Raw genomic sequence first — 18413 nt, 5'->3', positions numbered from 1 at the left:
TACGGTGAAACGCTGGCAGTTCCCCGACCCCGTCCGTCTCGGGCGTCAGGCGCGCTTGCGGGTGTTGCGGGCCATGCGGTGCCAGGTGTGCCGGCGGCCCCGGATCGCGACGGAGTACGCGTAGAGGAACTCGGGGTCCATCGCTCCGGCGACGTAGGCGTCCCCGATGTGGTGGGCGTCGACGCCGATCTCCTTGGCGTTGAGGGCGAGCTGGGGCACCAGGTTGCGGTGCGAGCCCTCCTGGCTGGTGCCGATCGTTCCCATCGCGATCGCGCCGGCGGCATGGATGCGGCGCACGGCCTCCGCGGCGATCTCGCGGGTGACCCCGGGCACCGTGCCCGGCAGCGGTACCAGTACGCCGTCGGCGCCGGCCTCGGCGATCCCGCTCATGCCGGCGACGTCCAACGGTTCGAGCCTGCCGGCCATGTGCATCTTGCCGGACCAGATGGCCACGTCGTCGCCGAGCGCGCTGCGCAGTTCCTCGCTGGTACGGGCGATGTCGGCGAGGGTCGCGCCGGTGGCGGGGTTGGCGGTGACGCACAGCAGGGCGGCGCCCTGGTCGACGAGGCGCTTGGCGTTCTCGACGGTGGAGGCGCGCAGCGCGGGGACGTTGCCGGGTTCGAGGTTCACGCCGATCGGGCGGCCCAGGAAGTCGGCGAGGGCGGCCAGGTCGGGGTAGCGCCCCATGACGGGGAAGTCCCACGCCGCGCCGTCGAAGACCTTCTCGATCATGTTGAGGATGACGATGTCCGCGCCGAAGGCGGAGACCAGCTCCATGTTCGAGACGCCACCGGTCTCGTGGGCGGAGGCGAGCATCGCCGTGTTGGGCCAGACCTCCGCGACCAGGGCGCGGCCCTCGGACGCGGCCACGGAGGCGGTCAGCGCGCGGCCGCGCAGGTGGGCGAGTTGGTGGCTTTCGAGGTCGAGGATGCGCTGGGTCATCGGGTTCCCTTCGTCGCGGCCCCCGTCGGGGGTCCGTCTCTGGTGTGCGCCCCCCGGCGTGCCTGCCTCCCCCTACAGGTTTACCAGATGCAGACCAGATGGGAACCGTGGCTTTGGGCCCCCGGAACGACGGCGAAAGGCCCGCCGCGCCGCAGCGGACGGGCGGTTGCGCGGTTCAGCGGTTCAGCCCAGGCGGAACCGCACCTCGTACCGGTCGGGGTGGTAGACCTCCCGGCTCCAGGCGAGGGGGACGCCCCCGTCGAGGTGGGACAGCCGGGTGGTGTGGAGCACGGCCGCCGGCGGCGCCAGGCCGAGCGGGCCCGACTCCTCGGGCCGCGCGAGGGCGGCGCGTGCGGTGTAGCGCGCCATGGCCACGGGCAGGCCCCGCCCGGCGAGCACGCCGAAGAGCGATGCGGTCCCGAAGTCCTCGTCCTCGATCCCCGGGGCCAGTGCGTGCGGCAGCAGGTCGTGGGACAGGCAGACGGGCGTGGCGTCGAGGTGGCGCAGCCTGCGCAGTTCGAAGAGGGGCGCCCCGGTGTCGACGCCGAGCCGTTCGGCCTCCTCGGAGTCGGCGGCGCGGATCCGCTGGAGGAGCGTGTCGGCGGTCACCGTGAATCCGAGGGCGCGGTTGAGCTCGCCGAACCCGGCGGTGACCTCGGTATCGGCGGCGTGCGCGAAGGCGACCGGGCGCACGCTCCAGCCCCGTCGGGCCGAGGACTCGATCAGTCCCTGTTCCTGCAACACCCCCAGGGCGCGCCGGAGGGTCACCCGGCTCACCCCGAGCTCGTCGGCCAGGAACCGTTCGGACGGCAGGCGCCGGCCGGGGGCCAGGCGGCCGGACGCGATGGCCCGTGCCAGGCTGTCGCGGGCCAGCAGGTACGGGGGGTGCGAACCGTCCTGGACCACAGGTGTGAAGGCCCCGGGCATCGGCATTGCAGACTCTCCTTCGCGCTGGTCGGGGTCGGGATCAGCGGCGACCGCATCGGGCGGAAGGGCCCTCGCCTTCGGCCCCGGCACGGCACCGCCCCGGCGGATTCGGCGGGAACGGCGGGTTCTTGTCCGGTGCGGGGCCGCTCGGAGGACGCCCCGGCGGGGGCGACGACGCAGGACGGGCCGGCGGCCGACGGGCCGAGATCGTCATGCCGTCCACCGTAGCGAGGACCAGGACCGGACCCACCCGAAACCGCCGAAGCCCGTCCGGCAGGCACCCGCGCGAGCACGGCCCGGACGGTCCTTCAGACGTGCTCGCCGGAGTCCCGGTGGAGTTGGGCGGTGAACTGGGCACCGGCCAGGAGGGCGAGGTTGGACAGCCAGAGCCAGATCAGGAAGACGACGATCCCGGCCAGGGATCCGTACAGGTGGTTGTAGGTGGACACCAGGGAGGTGTAGAGGGCGAAACCAGCGGAGACGACCAGCCACAGGGTCGCGGCCAACGCCCCGCCGGGCAGGCTGTGGTGGCGGGTGCGGGACGACGGCGGCCCGGTGTGGAAGACGACCACCACCAGGAGGGTGACCAGGGTCAGCAGGAGGGGCCAGCGGGCGAGGCCCCAGACGAACGGAACGCTGCCGTCGAGGTGGAGCAGGTGGCCCAGGGCCTTGGCGACGGGACCGCTGACGATCAGGATGAGGGCGCACACGCCGAGCAGCAGGAGCAGGGACAGTGCTGTGGCGACGATGCGGTGGGCCTTGCGCCAGGGTGAACGACGGTCGGGAACACGGTGCATGCGGTGCAGCGCCCGGCGGAAGACGGCCAGATAGCTGCAGGAGGACCAGACCGCGCTGACGGCCCCACCGACGAGCAGGGTCCACGCGGCCGATCGCCCGTCGAGCGTGCGGGTGAGGAGGTCGTGCAGTTCGGTCCCGGACTGTCCAGGGGCGTAGTGGGTGACGCGCGCGATCAGTTGTTCCGCCGTACCGGGGTCGATGAGACCGAAGGCGAGGACGGTGACGAGCAGGGTCGGCAGGATCGCCAGGATGGCGTAGTAGGTGAGGGCTGCCGCGTAGTCGCTGATGTCGTCGCGCCACATGGTGAGCAGGGTACGGCGCAGGGCGGCCCACCAGGTCCGGGTGGTGCCGGCGGTAGCGGTGGCGGCGCGGTCGGGGGTGAGGGGGCTGACGTCAGCGGACACGCGGTATCCGGTGGCTGCGGTGGCTCATGTGCACTCGGGTTTCGATCTCGTACGGGGCCGTCGCCGCTTCCGCCTCGGCCGCGAGGGCGGTGAGCGGCGCGATGACGATGTCGGGGGCGGTGTGGGGATCAAGCCACACGTGCAGGTGCAAGCTTAGGCGCCGGCTCCGGTGCCGACGTCGTACGTGGATCCGGGTGCGGCAGCGGTCGATGCCGGCGATGGCGGTGGCCCGGTCATCGAGCGCCTCTTCCAGCGCGCGCGTGCGCAGCACCACTGTGGCGGCGGCCAGGGACAGGCGGGGGCTGCGGCGCCCGTTGATCCGGGGCAGGGTCAGTGCCAGGGCCACGAGCACGGTGGTGGCGAGGACCCCGACCGCGATGACGGCGGGGGGCCACCAGGTGTGGGCGCGCAGGTCCGCCAGGGCGGTACGGTCCAGGAAGGGGGCGCCGGTGGTCGGCGCCGGCCATCCGGCGGGAAGCCGGCCGGCGACCGACGTGCGGGTGGTGACGAGCCATGCACCGCCCAGCAGCAGGGACAACCCGATGGCGGCGAGGACGGTCCGCTGGGCAAGGGTCTGGAAGGCCCTCATGCGCTCGGGTCCTCCTGCCGGTCGGGGGCGTCGACCGTGGCCGGTGCCGGCGGCCGCTCCCAGGTGGGTTCCGGGACGACGGCCACCCTGCGGCGCGGAGGCCGGCGCAGCCCGCAGCGTGCGACGGTCCGTTCGGTCGCCGCGGTGACACGCTGGAGCGCGTCGCCCCGGTCCCCGAAGGCCAGCCGGGCACGGACGGTGAGGCGTCGACGTCCGGAGCGGACCCGCACCGAGTCGATGCCGTCCAGTGCGCTGACGGCGTCCGTGACGAGCGCGGCCAGGGTGGACCGGTCCATCGCGAGGGCCACGCGCGGGCCGGGGGGTGCGAGGGTGAGCAGCCGCCGGCGGCCGGGGGTGAGCGCCAGCGCGAGCAGCCACGCCCCGAGGGCGACCGCGGTCAGGGCGCCGACGGTGACCTTCGCGTCGCCCGCGCCGTGCCGGGTGACGAGCCACTCCACCGCGTCCGCGCGCCAGGCGGCGGGGTGGTGGGTGGCCCGGACGCGGACGACGTCCACGGTGACGGCCGCGCAGGCCGCGGCGCCCAGGAGGAGGACGGCGGTGAGCGGGGCGCGGCGCGGCGACCACCAACGGCGGCCCGTGCGCGCACCCTTGGGCGCCGTGGCCGGTACCCGCGGGGCGATCGGGGCGGGGGCGTCCGTCGGGGTCGAGAGCCGGGTCACGGCCAACCGGGGTGGGGCGACGTCGAGTCCCGTCATGTGCCGGGTGCGCTCGGCGACGTGCTGCTGGACCCGGCGCGCCGTGTGCGCCAGCGGCGCGGGGTAGGGCAGGGACAGGCGCAGGGCGACCGTGGCACCGCGCCGGTGGACCGTGGCGGCGCCCTGCGGGGTGACGGCCGGTGGGGCGGGCAGCGCTTCCCGCGCGGCCCGCTCGGCGATCTTGCGTACGGCCTTGTCCGCGATCGTGGTCGTTCCGCGCGCGGCGGGCGCGGTCATCGGCGGTTGCGTTCGTACATCGCCCGCAGCTCGTGCGGGCTTCCACCACCGTCCAGCCAGGCGCCGGCCAGGTATCCGGCCGCGCCGAGCACCGCGACGAGGACGAAGGCGACGAAGCCCCCGAAGTAGCCGGCGAACGCCAACGCCATCCCCGCGATCATTCCGATGAAGGCTCTGCTCATCTTTCCTCGCTCTCCTCCGATGGTGCGGACCGGCCCGTCGCTCCGGCACGATCCGAAAGGGACGGCCTACGCCACGCGGGACCCGGCGGATGCCTCGACGTCCTCGTCCTCGGGGAGGTGGACGTCGTTGATGGCGATGTTGACCTCGACGACCTCGAGACCGGTGATCCGCTCGACGGCCGCGATCACGTTCTCACGGACGTCGGCGGCGACTTCGGCGATGGCGACGCCGTACTCGACCACAAGGTCGAGGTCGATGGCGGTCTGCCGTTCGCCCACCTCGACCTTGACTCCGCGTCCCACGTTCGGGCGGCCGCCCGGCACCCGGTCGCGGACCGCACCGAAGGTGCGGGACAGGCCGCCGCCCATGTCGTGCACTCCCGGGATCTCCCGGGCCGCGAGGCCCGCGACCTTCACCACGACGACGTCGGCGATCGAGGTCCTGCCCCGGGTCCCGGCCGGCGCGTCGGCGCCGGTCCTGCCGAGGACGACCGCCGTCGCGCCCGTGGCGGTGTCGGGGTCGGCCTTCGGGGTCGCGGGGCTCGTCGCCGAGGGAACCAACTGCTGGGTGGTCATGGAAACGGCTCTCCTCTCATGGCGCTGCGAGGGCAGCGCGGGCGATGTGCGTGCACAGGGATGGACACGGGCGAACGCCTTCTGTGACGCGCCTTCCCCGAAAGGTTTCGGTGACACCGGGTCGTGGTCCCCGATCGCGGCCGTCCGGGACGCGGAGCCGGCGGCCGGCCCTGCCACGAACGAACCAAGGACCGTTTCGCGAACAGTGCGCGCGGGGAACCGGTGTACCCAGTCCACAGGACGCCCCCGTCCACAGGACACCTACGCGCTGCCACGGAGGACGCGGAAGATGACGCAGGGGAATGTCGTACCGAACGGCGATCGAGCGTTGCAGGACCTCGTGTCGGCCGTGTCCGAGGGAGCTCCGGGATTCCGCGAGTGCCCGTATCCGGTCTACGCCGCTCTGCGCGCGCAGGATCCGGTGTGCCGGCTGACGCCCGCGCACGGGGTGGAGACCTATCTCATCACCCGTTACGACGATGCCCGTGACGCCCTGTCGGACCCCCGCTTCAGCAAGAACATGAGGGGGGCCATCGACACCTACCACGCGGTGTTCGGCAGCTTCTTCGACGCGCTGGACGACAACATCCTCTTCGCGGACCCGCCGGAGCACACGCGGCTGCGCCGCGTCCTGCGGCGCGCCTTCACCCCCGGACGGGTGGAGGCCATGCGGCCGAGGATCACGGAGATCACCGAGGAACTCCTGCGGGAATGCCGCAAGAGCAACCGGGTGAACCTCATGACCGCCCTGGCGTTCCCCCTTCCCGTCGCGGTGCTGTGCGAGCTGATGGGCATCCGGGAGGTCGACCGTCCGGACATCCTGGAGCAGTTCGGTGTGGTGACGCGGTCCCGGTTCAACCCCGCGTTGAAGGCAGAACTCAAGGCGGCCGAGGAGTGGCTGCAAAGGCGCTTGGGCGAGCTCGTGTCCCACGCGCGGCTCCATCCGTCGGATGGCTTCCTCAGCGACCTCATCACCGCGGAGGACGGGCTCGACGACGCGGAACTGGTCGCGTCGATGTGGGTCCTGTTCTTCGCGGGTCACAAGACCACGGCGTTCCAGATCGGCAACTCCATCCTGGGGCTGCTGGCCCACCCGGATCAGCTGGACCTGCTCCGTCGGGATCCGTCACTGATCCCCGACGCCGTCGAGGAGCTCGTACGGTTCGACGGATCGGTGGAGACCTCGACGTTCCGGTACGCCACCGAGGACGCGGACATCTCGGGAACCGTGATCCCCCGGGGCGCCCTCGTCCAGATCGCCCTGAACTCGGCCAACCGCGACCACGAGAGGTTCGAGTCGGCCGACGTCCTGGACGTGACGCGCGTGGGGATCCGGGGAACGCAGCTCGGCTTCGGACACGGAACGCACTACTGCCTGGGCGCCCCGTTGGCGCGGCTCGAACTCGAAATCGCGCTCGCCTGCCTGCTCCGGGAGTTCCCGGAGATGGAGCTGGCGGAGGGTGAGGAGAGCGGGGGCGCATGGCTCAAGGGCCCCGTCGCGGCTTTCCGGGGGCTCGAACGGCTCCAGGTCGTCCTGGAGCCGGAGCGGCCGGCCGGAGATCTCGCGATGGCGCCGACGGCCACCTTCAAGTAGCCGAACCCGCAACCCGAAGGGCGTTGGACTGCCATGCACAAGAACGGGAACCCATCGGGGCCGCACGTGACCGAACACCCAGTGGTGCCCGTCGAGGGCACCGGTACACCGGTGCGCGCAGCCGTGGGCGCGGCGCCCCACGGCCCGGTGCGGGAACACGGGATCCAGCCGAAGATCGACATGCACCACCACTTCTGCGCGCCGGAATGGCGCGAGTGGGCCGAACAGCACGAGCTGATCGAGCCGGGGCAGCTGCCCCGGTGGGCGTACCTCGGTGCCGAGGACGCGATCGACTTCATGGACCGCGCGGGGATCGGGACGGCCGTGCTCAAGCCCATGCTGCCGGCGCGCTACCGCTCGTCGGCGCAGTTGCGCGAGGCCATCACCATCACCTTGCGTTCGGTGATGGAGGTGGTGCGGGCGCACCCCGCCAGGTTCGCCTTCTACGTCCCGCTGTTCCTGGACGACCTCGAAGCCTCCTCGTGGGCCGTGCGCCGCGGACTCGGCCAACTCGGCGCCGTCGGTGTGAACGTGACGGCCAACTACGGGGGCGTGTACCTCGGTGATCCCGTCTACGACCCGATCTTCGCCGAGCTGAACGAGTTCTCGGCGGTGGTGGACACCCATCCGCACCATCTGCCGGGCGGCCGGCCCGGCCGGATGACGGTTCCGGGCATCCCCGACTTCCTGTGCGACTTCCTGTTGGACACCACGCGCGCCGCCGTCAACATGATCAGCAAGAAGACCCTGGACCGTTTCCCCGACCTCTCCGTGATCCTGCCGCACGCCGGAGGGTTCCTCCCGTACATCGCCCCTCGGCTGGAGGCACTCGGACGGTTCTGCGATCCCCCGGTCGACCCGGCGTCCGTGCGCCATCACCTGCGCCGCTTCTACTACGACACGGCGGGGCCCATGGCTCCGGCCGCGACCCTCCTCACCCACGTGCCCGTCGACCACGTCCTCTTCGGCACCGACTGGCCGGCCGCGCCGCAGGACACGGTCATGGAGCTGGCGCTCCCCGCTCTGGAGGCGGACCCGGCCTTCACTCCCGAGCAACTGGGCGGGATCTACCGCGAGAACGCCCTGCGTCTGATGCCTCAGTTGGCAACGGTCTGACCGGCTGGCGGTCGGCGCGCTGACCGCCAGGCACCGAACCGGACCCCGCGCCTCGAACGGGCGCGGGGTCCGGCATGTACGGGCGACGTCGACGGACCGGTCAGCGCGGCCCGCCCTGCGCGGGGCCGGGGCCGGCCGGGCCGGGGCCCGCCTGATCGGGGCGACCGGGGAGGAGGAGGGAGCCGAGGGCCGCGCAGGCGGTGAAGAGGGCCGCGCAGAGGAAGGCGTGCCCGTAGCCTGCGGTGAGGGCCTGCACCCCCGGGCTGGAGCTGCCCCCCGCGGTGCGTGAGGCGATGGTGGCGAGGATCGCGAGGCCGAGCGCGCCGCCGAACTGGCGGGATGTGTTGACCAGACCGGAGGCCAGTCCGGCTTCGCGCCGGTCCACGCCGGCGGTGGCCGCGGCGGTGACCGGCAGCATCGACAGTCCCAGACCGAGGGCGCAGAGCACGAAGGGCGCGGCCACGCCGGTGGCGAAGGACCCGCCCACGGTGATGCCCGACAGCCACAGGAAGCCCAAGGTGCTCAGGCCCATGCCGGTGACCAGCAGGGGCCGCGGGCCGGTGCGCCGGACGAGGTGGGTGGCGATGCGGGCGCCGATGACGACCGCGAGGCAGCTGGGCAGGAAGTACAGGCCCGTCCTCAGGGCGCTGCAGCCGAGCACCTGCTGCATGTAGAGGGAGAGCAGGAACCACATCGCGAACATCGCGGAGCCCAGACCGATCATGACCAGGTTGGCGATGGCCAAGGTACGGCGGCGCAGCACGGCGAGGGGCACCAGCGGGGCGGCGACCTTCGACTCGATGACCACGAACGCGGCCAGGAGCGCGATGCCGACGGCGAGGGCGGCCCAGACGTGGGGGGAGGTCCAGGACGAGCTCGCCGTGGAGATGATCCCGTAGACCAGCGCGGTCAGACCGACCGTGACCGACAGCGCGCCGGGCAGGTCCAAGCGGCCCAGGCCGCCACGGCCTCCGTGCCCGGCGGGCGCGGCGGGTCCGGCGGGTCCGGCTGATGCGGAGGCCTTGGCGGGCGTGGCGGGCGCGTGGAGGAGCGCCGCGGTCAGGATCGCGATCCCGATGGGGATGTTGACGTAGAAGACCCAGCGCCAGCTGCTGTACTCGGTCAGCAGCCCGCCGATCACCGAACCGGCCGCGCCGCCGACGCCGTTGACCGTGCTCCAGGCGCCCATCGCGCGGGCCCTGGCGCGGGGTTCGGTGAAGGTGGTCATGATCAGCGTCAGGGTGGCGGGGGCGAGGACCGCGCCACCGATGCCCTGGACCGCTCGGGCCGCGATCAGCGTCGCACCGTTGTCGGCCAGCCCGCAGGCGAGCGACGCGGCGGTGAAGGTGGAGAGGCCCGCCAGGAAGGTGCGGCGGGCGCCGACCAGGTCGGCGGCCCGGCCGCCCAGGAGCAGCAGCCCGGCGAAGGCCAGGGTGTAGGCGTTGACGATCCACTGTTGCCCGGCCGCGCTCAGGCCGAGGGACGCCTTCATGTCGGGGAGTGCCATGTTCACGATCGCGACGTCCAGCACGACCATGAACTGGGCCGAACAGGCGATCAGCAGGACCGTTCCCGTCCACGCGGCGCTGCGCGTGGGCGGTGGGGGTTCGGTCCTGAGTTCGGGCGGAGCGTTCGACATGGGGGTCCTCAGGGGCAGGGGACGGATTCGGATCGAGTACGAAATCCATGAGATCCCTGCCCCTGTGCACGACCGCCGTCACGGGCGGGCGGGCAACCGGGTGATGGTTCCGGGAGGGCCGGCGCGGCCCCGGAAGCGGCGGTGGGTCGCGGTCACCGGTGGGGTAGGGCGGCCAGCCATTGGTGGACGGTGCGGGCGGTGGAGCGCGCGTGGCCCTCCAGGAGCGTGAAGTGGTCGCCCGGGACGGTGGTTTCGGCGTGTGACAGCGGCCATGCGGGGGCCGGTGCCGTGCCGGGGAGCGGTTCCCCGGCACGGACGAAGAGGGTCGGGGCCGCTGGCCGGGCGGGGCGCCAGCCGGAGAACAGGGCGAAGTACGCGGCCATGGCCGTGAGGCGGTCGGGGTCGGTGGAGGCGAGCTCGGCGGCCCGGCGGAGCATGTCGGTCGTCATCGCGGAGAGGGCTTCGTCGGCGTCGGCGCGGGCGGCGGGATAGGTGTCCAGCAGGACGACGGCGGCCGGGGCCGCCCCCTCCGTCGCCAACCGTTCCGCCACCGCCTGGGCGGCCCAGCCACCCGCGGAACGCCCGAGGAGGGCGAACGGCCCGCCGTCCGCGGCGGCCCGGACGGCGGCGGCCTGGGCCGTGACGAAGGCGTCCAGCGCGGCCGGTAGTCGCTCCGGTCGCTGGAAACCGGGGTGCGGCAGGGCCGTGACCGGTCGCAGTCCGTGCAGCCCCCGGGCCAGCCGGGCGTACTCCTGCGGTCCGGAGAGCGCGCTCAGCGCCGGGAAGCAGAGCACCGGCAGTCCCGTGCCGCCGAGGGCGAGCGCGACGGCCGGTGGCGCGGCCGTCGGTGCCTCGGCGCGGTCGAAGGTCGGGCGCAGCCGCGCGGTGATCGTCAGCAGACCCATCGCGTCCATGGTCCGTCCCCGTGCGCAGGCGGCGCGGAAGAGGCCGCCCAGGGAATCCGGTAGCTGCTCCTCGGACGCCGGCCCGCCGTCCGCGGGGGCAGCGGCGGGGTGCGGCTCCGTGGTCCGGGTCTGCTCGGGGGGCGGTGGGGCGTACCGCTGCGCCAGATGGGTGGCGACCGCCCGGGGGCTCGGGAAGTCGAACAGCAGCGTGGCCGGGAGCGCGGTACCGGTCGCGGTCGCGAGGCGATTGCGCAGCTCGACCGCGGCCAGGGAATCGAGCCCCCGGTCCGCCAACAGGTCGTCCGGGTCGATCGCCCCGTCCTCCTCCGAGTGACCGAGCACCTCGGCCGCCAGGACCTGGACCTCGCCGAGCATCAGGTCGACGCGCTGCTGCGGCGGCGCGTCGGCGAGACGGCGGATCAGTGCGGGGTGCGGCGCGGTGGACCGCTCGACCCGGCCGTTCCGGACGGCCGTGGTGGCGGGTGGGGTACGGGGGGTGCCCGGGGCATCGGGCGTACCCGGGCGGGCGGCGGCCACGCGTGCCGGATGGAGGCGGGCCGCCACCGGGGCCGGGTCGGCGCCGCGAACGGCCTCGTCGAAGAGGGCGAGGCCCTCCTGCGGTGCGAGCGGGGCGAATCCGGCACGGGCCATCCGCGACAGGTCCCGTTCCGTCAGGTGCGCCATCATGCCGCCGCTCTGCCGCCAGGGGCCCCAGGCGATCGAGGTGCCCGCCAGGGCGAGCCCGCTCCGATGCCGGGCCAGGGCGTCCAGGACGCAGTTGGCCGCCGCGTAGCCGGACTGCCCGGCGGAACCGAAGGCGCCGGCCACCGAGGAGAAGAGGACGAACAGCGCGAGGTCGTGGTCCGCGGTCAACTCGTGCAGCGCGAGGGCGGCGTCCGCTTTGGGCCGCAGCACGCGGTCGAGCCGTTCGCCGTCGAACGCCACGACGATGCCGTCGTCCAGGACGCCCGCGGTGTGCACCACCCCGGTCAGCGGGTGCGCCGCCGGTACGTCGACGAGCAGGGCGGCCAGTGCCCGCCGGTCGGCGACGTCACACGCCCGGACCGTCACCCGAGCTCCCCGTGCGGCCAGTTCGTCACACAGCTCCGCCATCCCGGGTGCCTCGGCGCCGCGCCGGGCGGCGAGCAGCAGGTGGCGGACGCCGTGCGCGGCGACCAGGTGACGCGCCGTCAACATCCCGAGCGAGCCGCTCGCGCCGGTGACCAGGACGGTGCCCCGCGGGTCGAGGCGCCGTCCGGGTTCCGCTTCGGCCGGCGCCGCGGGCGCGCGGACGAGCCGCGGTAGGTGGGGCACCCCCCGGCGCACGACGGTCTCGGGCTCCGCGCCCGACAACAGCGCGGGCAGCGCGGCCGTGGAGCGGGGGTCGTCGTCCAGGTCGACCAGGGTGAAACGGCCCGGGTTCTCGCGCTGCGCCGAGCGGACGAGTCCCCACACCGCGGCCTGGGCGAGGCCTCGTGCGCCCGCTTCGGTGTCGGTTTCCGGAGCCGGATCCGGCTGCGCGGTGCCCGTGTCGACGGCGCCCGTGTCGACGGCGCCGGTGGTGACGAGGACCAGGCGGGAGTCGGCCAGGCGGGGCTCCAACAGCCAGGCCTGCACCAGCGCCAGGGCCCATCGGGCCGTTCGGTGCACCTGCCCGGCCGGGCTGAGGTCACCGTCCCCGTGGGTGGCGACGCCGGGCGCGGGGCAGGCGGCGACGACGACCGTCGCTCCGTCGGCGACCGCCGCCGCCAGGTCGGGGTACACGGGGACGCCGGAGCCCACGGGGGCCAGGGCGCGCCGCGGCCCGGAGTCGGCCAGCAGGCCCCACGTGGGCACCGGAGCGTCCGCGGGAGGCTGTGGCCCAGGCGGCCCGGGTGCCCAGCTCGTCCGGAAGAGCGCCGCGGCGGGCGGTTCGATCGTGGCGGGACCGGTGGGCGACGGGGACGAGAGGGGCGAGGGCCGCAGGTCGAGTCGGTGGATCGTCGCGACGGGCGCGCCCGTCCCGTCGGTCAGCTCCAGCCCGATCGGACCGTCCGCCGCCGGCCCTTCGGGTCGGGCCGGGTCCGGCGCCGCGGGCGACACCAGGCGCACCCGCAGCCGCTGGGCACCCGTGGCGTGCAGGCGCACCCCGGTGAAGGAGAACGGCAAGGCGATCGATTCCGCGCGCGCCTCGGGTCGGGGAGGCTCCTCGTCCTCCCCCGGTCCCCGGTCCTGCGCCGGGAGGAGGGCGGCGAGCGCGACCGTGTGCAGCGCGGCGTCGAGCAGTGCGGGATGCAGCGCGAATTCCGTCGCGGGCGCGGTCGCGCCCGACGGGGGGACGTCGGCGGTCTCGGGCAGGGCCACCTCCGCGTACACCTGCGCACCGATCCTCCACGCGGCGCGCAGCCCCTGGAAGGCGGGCCCGTAGTGGAGTCCGGAGCGGGACAGTCGCGCGTACACCCCTGCGGCCAGCCGCGTCCCCGACGCACCGTCGAGGTCGATCGGGACCGCGCCCGGCGGAGGCCAGGGACGGTCCCCCGCCGGCGTGGTGGACCCTTCCGGGTCCGGGTCCGGGTCCCTTTGCGGTACGAGCGTCCCCGTGGCGTGCCGGCACCAGGGGCCCGTGTCCGCCGTGGCGCCGTGCGGGCGGGCGTGGACGGTGACGGCCCGTCGGCCCTCGGCGTCCGCGCCCGCCACCTTCACCTGGAGCGCGACGCCGCCGTCCGCGGGCAGCGGCAGGGGCGCGGTCAGGGTGAGTTCGTCGAGGACCGCCGCGCCGGCCCGCGCGCCCGCGTACAGGGCCATCTCCACGAAGGCGGCCCCGGGCAGCAGGACGGCGCCGGCCACGACGTGGTCGGCCAGCCAGGGGTGGTCGCGGAGGGAGACGAGCCCCTCCAGCAGCAGGCCGTCGTCGTCCGCCGTGGCCGTCAGGGAGCGGAGGAACGACCTGGCCGGGCCGCCCTGCTCGGGGGCCGGGCGGTGCGGCGGATCGGCGTCCAGCCAGAAGCGGCGGCGCTGGAACGCGTACGTGGGCAGCGCGGTGCGTCGTGCGCCGCGCCCGGTGAAGGCGGCTCGCCAGTCGACCGGAACGCCGTCCGCGTGGAGCGCGGCCACGGTGTCGAGCAGCGCGCCCGCTTCCGGTCGGTTGCCGCGCAGTGTGGGGAGGACCAGCGGGGCCGGGGTGCGGGGCCGCTGCGCATCGGGCTCCGGACCGGGCTGCGGACCGGGCTGCGGTGCGGTGAGGCAGGTGCGCGCCAGGGCGGTGAGTACGCCGTCCGGGCCGAGCTCCACGAACCGGGACGCCCCGCGCTCGCGGAGGTGCGCCAGGGAGTCGGCGAACCGGACCGGTCGGCGCACGTGTTTCACCCAGAACTCCGGTGCGCGCAGCTCCTCGTCGGTGGCCACGCGACCCGATACCGCACTCACCAGGGGGAGTTCGGGTGCGGCGAAGGACAGTCGACCCACGACCTCGGCGAACTCCGCGAGCATGGGCGTCATATGGGCCGAGTGGAAGGCGTGGCTCACGCGCAGCGGCGTCGCGGACCGGCCGAGGGCACGGAAACGCGCGACGGTCTCGCCCACCGCGTCCTCGTCCCCGGAAACGACCACCGAGGCGGGCCCGTTCACGGCGGCGATCTCCACTGCCCCCGCCACCTGGGCCAGCTGGGCGGCGACCTCCTCCTCACCGGCCGCCACGGCGGCCATGGCGCCGCCCGGCAGCGCGTCCATCAGCCGGCCCCGGGCCGCCACCAGGGCGCAGGCGTCGGCGAGGGACAGCACACCGGCGGCGTGCGCCGCGGCCACCTCGCCGATCGAGTGCCCGGCCACCAGGTCGGGGCGCACGCCCCAGGATTCCAGCAGCCGGAACAGGGCCGTCTCCAGGGCGAAGAGCGCCGGTTGGGCGAACCGGGTCGTCCGCAGGAGGTCGCCGTCGCCCTTGCGGGACGGGGCGCCGGCGGCGGCGAACACCACGTCGCGCAGGGGTGTCGGCAGCAGTGGGTCGAACAGCGCACAGCACTCGTCGAAGGACCGCGCGAAGGCGGGGTGCGTCGAACGTCGTTCGTACAGCTCCCTACCCATCCCGAGGCGCTGGCTCCCCTGCCCGGTGAAGAGGACGGCCAGGGAGCCCTGCGTGCGGGCGCCGCCGGTGTGCACGCCCGGCCGGCTCCTTCCCTCGGCCAGCGCCCGCAGCGAGGTGAGCAGCTCCGCCCGGTCCTGGGCCACCACCACGGCCCGGTGCTCGAAGGCCGAACGGGTGGTGGCGAGGGAGTACCCGACGTCGGCCTGCGCCGCGTCCGGCGAGGCCTCCAGGTGGTCGAGCAGACGCCCGGCCTGGTCGCGCAGCCCCGCCGCGTTCCTGGCCGACAGTACGAACGGCAGGGGCGCTCGCGACGCTCCGGTCGGGGCGGGAGCGGTGGCGGTGGCGGTGGCGGGTACAGGCTCGGGTACGGGAGGTTCGTTCTGCGGGCGGTCCTCGGGCGGCGCCTCTTCGAGGACGACGTGCGCGTTGGTCCCGCTGATGCCGAAGGAGGAGACGCCCGCCCGGCGCGGGCGGTCGGTCGCGGGCCACGGCACGGCCGTCGTCAGCAGGGCCACCCGCCCCGACGGCCAGTCCACGGCGGGGTTCGGCTCGTCGGCGTGCAGGGTGCGCGGCAGCACGCCGTGCGCCATCGCCTGCACCGTCTTGATCACGCCGGCCACTCCGGCGGCGGCCTGGGTGTGGCCGATGTTCGACTTCACCGAGCCGAGCCAGAGCGGGCGTTGCCGCGGTTCCCGTCCGTAGACGGCCAGGAACGCCTCCGCCTCGATGACGTCTCCGAGCCGGGTACCGGTACCGTGCGCCTCGACCGCGTCGACGTCCGCGGGTGTCAGCCCGGCGTCGGCCAGGGCCTGGCGGATCACGCGTTGCTGGGCCGGGCCGTGCGGAGCGGTCAGCCCGTTGCTCGCCCCGTCCTGGTTCACCGCCGAACCGCGCACCACGGCCAAGGCCGTGAGCCCCCTACGGCGTGCCTCGGACAGGCGGCTCAGCAGCAGCATCCCGGCGCCCTCGCCCCAGCCGGTACCGTCGGCGGCCGCCCCGAAGGCCTTGCATCGGCCGTCCGGGGACAGTGCCCGCTGCCGGCTGAACTCCACGAAGGACGCGGGTGTGGACATGACCGTCACCCCGCCGACCAGGGCGAGGTCGCATTCGCCCCGGCCCAGTGCCCGGGCCGCCAGGTGGAGGGCGACCAAGGACGAGGAGCAGGCGGTGTCCACGCTGATGGCCGGCCCTTCCAGGCCGAGTGTGTACGCGATGCGGCCGGAGGCGACGCTGCCGGCGTTGCCGATGCCGAGGTAGCCCTCCACCTGCGCGGGCGTCACCGCGAAACGTCCCGCGTAGTCGCTGTACATCAGCCCGGCGTACACCCCGGTCGCCGATCCGCGCAGGGTCTTGGGGTCCACCCCGGCACGTTCGACGGCCTCCCAGGCCACTTCCAGCAGCAGCCGGTGCTGCGGGTCCATCGCCAGGGCCTCGCGGGGCGAGATGCCGAAGAACGCGGGGTCGAAGCGGCCGGCGCCCGCGAGGAAACCCCCCTCGCGCACGTACGTGTGCCCGGGGCGGCCGGGATCGGGATCGTAGAGCCCGTCGGTGTCCCAGCCCCGGTCGGCGGGGAACGGGCCGATGGCGTCCGTGCTGTCGGCCACCAACCGCCACAGCTCCTCGGGAGTGCTCACCCCACCGGGGTAGCGGCAGGCCATGCCCACGATGACGACCGGATCGTCGCCCTCGTCGCGCTCGACGCCCTCGTCGGCGCCGACGTTGCCGGGACGTCCCGGGCCCGGACGGGGGCGCGGCGCCGGTGCGGTGGCGGCCCGCTCGGCGTCGACGAGCGTTCCGAGGTGGGCGGCGAGTGCGGCGGCCGTCGGGAAGTCGAAGGCGACGGCCGCCGAGAGCCTGAGCCCGGTGGCCGCGGCCAGTCGCTCCCTCAGCACCGTCGCGGTCAACGAGTCCATGCCCAGGTCCCGCAGCGCCGTCACCGGCTCCACCGCCTCGGGCGCGCAGCCGAGGACATCGGCCGCCGCGCGCACCACCAGGGCCAGTACGTCCTGCGAATACAGCGCTTCGCTCGTGTCCGTGGTGTCCGACTCCGCAGCCCCCGGCGTGCGTTCGGTCGGTGTCCCGTCCAGCAGTCGCGCGGGCAGGTCGGCGAGCGCGTTCCTGCGCACCTTCCCGGAAGCGGTACGGGGGACCTCCGCCACCTCGTACAGCTCGGCGGGCACCTTGACGGCGGACAGCTCCCGGCGGCACCCGGTCAGGATGGCGGCGCGATCGAACCCTTCGTCGGACCGCCGGCCCCGCTCGCGGACGACGTAGCCGACCGGTACCTCGCCGAAGACGGGGTGCGGGCGACCGGCCACGGCGGCGTCCGCCACCCCGGGCAGTCGCCGCAGCACCGCCTCCACCTCCGAGGGGTGGACGTTCACCCCACCCCGGATGATCAGGTCACCGGCCCGCCCGGTGATCACGAGTTCCCCGCGGGCATCGACCCGGGCGAGGTCACCGGTGCGCAGCCACCCGTCGCGCAGCACCTCGGCGGTGGCGCCCGGCATGCCGTGGTATCCGGCCATCACCCCGGGCCCGGACACCCACAACTCGCCCTCGCCCACGCCGACGTGCTGTCCGTCCGCGTCGCCACCGACCCGGACCCGGGTTCCGGGCAGGATCCGGCCGCACGACTCGGCCGACACCGGGTCGCCCGGCGCCGTCATGGTGACCGGGCCCGCCTCCGTACTTCCGTAGTGCTCCAGGTAGGGGACGCCGCAGCTCTCCTCGAACGAGCGGCGGAACGCGGCCCCCGCCGAGGCCCCGCCGCTGATGCACCCGCGCAGGGAGTTCGTACCCAGGGCGCTCGTGACCTCGGCGCTCGTGCCCGGGGCGGCGCCGCCGCGCACCTCGTCGAGCAGGGCGGAGTACGTGGTCGGCACCCCGCCGAGGAGGGTGTACGGGGCGTCCGTACGACGCAGTTCGGCGAGCACCGCCGCGACCGCGAACCGGGGCTGGATCATGGCGCTCGCCCCGGTCGCGGTCACTCCCACCACGCAGACCACGTGGCTCATGGCGTGGTGCAGCGGCAGTGGCCACAGCAGCCGGTCCTGCGGGGACATGCCGAGGACGCCGACGAGTCCGGCGGCCACCGGGGCGAGCCGGTTGCGCTGGGTGAGCAGGACGCCCTTGGGGGCCCCGGAGGAGCCGGAGGTGTAGAGCAGCCAGGCCACCTCGTCCAGGCCGAGGTCGTCCGGCGCCGCGGTCGCCGGCTCGGTGTCCACCAGGTCTTCGTAGCGCAGCTCGACGTGGTCCGGGCGGCCGCGCTCCGGGGCGACCGCCTCGTCGTCAGGCGGGTCGGCGACGAGCACGGTCAGACCGGGGCGCGCCGCCAGCAGCGGAAGCAGCCGGGTAAGCAGGGCGCGATCGGTGATGATCACGCGGGCGCCGCTGTCGTCCAGCAGGTGGGTCAGCTCCGGCGCGGAGCCGGCGGGGTCCAGCGGCACGCCGACCGCGCTCGCCCGGGTGATGGCCAGCAGGCTCTCGACCGCCTCGACCCGGTTGCCGAGCAGGATCGCCGCCCGCTCTCCGCGCGCCAGACCGAGCCCGACCAGATGACCCGCCAGGCGCCCGGTCCTCCGTTCCAGATCACGGTAGGTCAGCCGGGTACGACGGTCCTCGAAGGCGACCTTCTCCCCCGTGCTCCGGGCGTGCTCGCGCAGCAGCACCGGGATCGGCCTGACCATGTCCGCGTCCTTGCCCGCCGCATCTGTCGTACCCGCCGC

The 18413-nt window shown here is 74.3% G+C and carries 11 protein-coding genes; 2 read left to right on the top strand and 9 right to left on the bottom strand.

The window, feature by feature from the left end:
* Nucleotides 1-45: 45 nt before the first annotated feature.
* The 7 genes from ACIQWR_RS24295 to ACIQWR_RS24265 all read right to left on the bottom strand — a co-directional run bounded on the left by ACIQWR_RS24295 (nt 46) and on the right by ACIQWR_RS24265 (nt 5371).
* On the bottom strand, nt 46-942 hold the full coding sequence (locus ACIQWR_RS24295; RefSeq protein WP_404013115.1) for a hypothetical protein: 897 nt from the start codon (nt 940-942) through the stop codon (nt 46-48).
* A 183-nt stretch (nt 943-1125) separates the two neighbouring features.
* Nucleotides 1126-1875 carry a GntR family transcriptional regulator gene (locus ACIQWR_RS24290; RefSeq protein WP_404013112.1) on the bottom strand — a complete coding sequence of 250 codons (750 nt, stop codon included), beginning with the start codon at nt 1873-1875 and terminating at the stop codon, nt 1126-1128.
* Between the two features lie 302 nt (nt 1876-2177).
* Nucleotides 2178-2969, bottom strand: coding sequence for a YihY/virulence factor BrkB family protein (locus tag ACIQWR_RS24285; protein WP_404013302.1), 792 nt, complete (start codon nt 2967-2969; stop codon nt 2178-2180).
* Between the two features lie 91 nt (nt 2970-3060).
* A complete protein-coding gene (locus tag ACIQWR_RS24280; RefSeq protein ID WP_404013109.1) occupies nt 3061-3660 on the bottom strand; it encodes a hypothetical protein in 600 nt (199 codons plus the stop codon).
* On the bottom strand, nt 3657-4613 hold the full coding sequence (locus ACIQWR_RS24275; protein ID WP_404013106.1) for a DUF6286 domain-containing Asp23/Gls24 family envelope stress response protein: 957 nt from the start codon (nt 4611-4613) through the stop codon (nt 3657-3659). Before ACIQWR_RS24275 ends, ACIQWR_RS24280 begins: the two co-directional genes overlap by 4 nt.
* The gene (locus tag ACIQWR_RS24270; protein ID WP_404013103.1) at nt 4610-4795 is read right to left on the bottom strand and encodes a hypothetical protein; all 186 of its coding nucleotides are present in this window, start codon (nt 4793-4795) and stop codon (nt 4610-4612) included. The genes ACIQWR_RS24275 and ACIQWR_RS24270 overlap by 4 nt, the downstream gene beginning before the upstream one ends.
* Nucleotides 4796-4861: 66 nt before the next feature.
* The gene (locus tag ACIQWR_RS24265; protein ID WP_404013101.1) at nt 4862-5371 is read right to left on the bottom strand and encodes an Asp23/Gls24 family envelope stress response protein; all 510 of its coding nucleotides are present in this window, start codon (nt 5369-5371) and stop codon (nt 4862-4864) included.
* Nucleotides 5372-5660: 289 nt separating this feature from the next.
* Between ACIQWR_RS24265 and ACIQWR_RS24260 the strand changes: the two genes are divergently transcribed.
* Both ACIQWR_RS24260 and ACIQWR_RS24255 read left to right on the top strand, forming a co-directional pair.
* Complete coding sequence (locus tag ACIQWR_RS24260) at nt 5661-6965, top strand: cytochrome P450 (RefSeq protein ID WP_404013098.1); 1305 nt, start codon at nt 5661-5663, stop codon at nt 6963-6965.
* A gap of 66 nt (nt 6966-7031) precedes the next feature.
* A complete protein-coding gene (locus ACIQWR_RS24255; protein ID WP_404013095.1) occupies nt 7032-8081 on the top strand; it encodes an amidohydrolase family protein in 1050 nt (349 codons plus the stop codon).
* Nucleotides 8082-8181: 100 nt separating this feature from the next.
* On the opposite strand, the gene ACIQWR_RS24250 is transcribed toward ACIQWR_RS24255, so the two are convergent.
* Both ACIQWR_RS24250 and ACIQWR_RS24245 read right to left on the bottom strand, forming a co-directional pair.
* Nucleotides 8182-9720 carry an MFS transporter gene (locus ACIQWR_RS24250; protein ID WP_404013092.1) on the bottom strand — a complete coding sequence of 513 codons (1539 nt, stop codon included), beginning with the start codon at nt 9718-9720 and terminating at the stop codon, nt 8182-8184.
* Nucleotides 9721-9872: 152 nt separating this feature from the next.
* A complete protein-coding gene (locus ACIQWR_RS24245) occupies nt 9873-18374 on the bottom strand; it encodes a type I polyketide synthase (RefSeq protein WP_404013089.1) in 8502 nt (2833 codons plus the stop codon).
* Nucleotides 18375-18413: the final 39 nt, after the last annotated feature.

It is taken from the genome of Streptomyces sp. NPDC098789 (assembly GCF_044759975.1).
In the GTDB taxonomy this organism is placed as follows: domain Bacteria; phylum Actinomycetota; class Actinomycetes; order Streptomycetales; family Streptomycetaceae; genus Streptomyces.
This window is presented reverse-complemented; position numbering and strand designations above follow the sequence as displayed.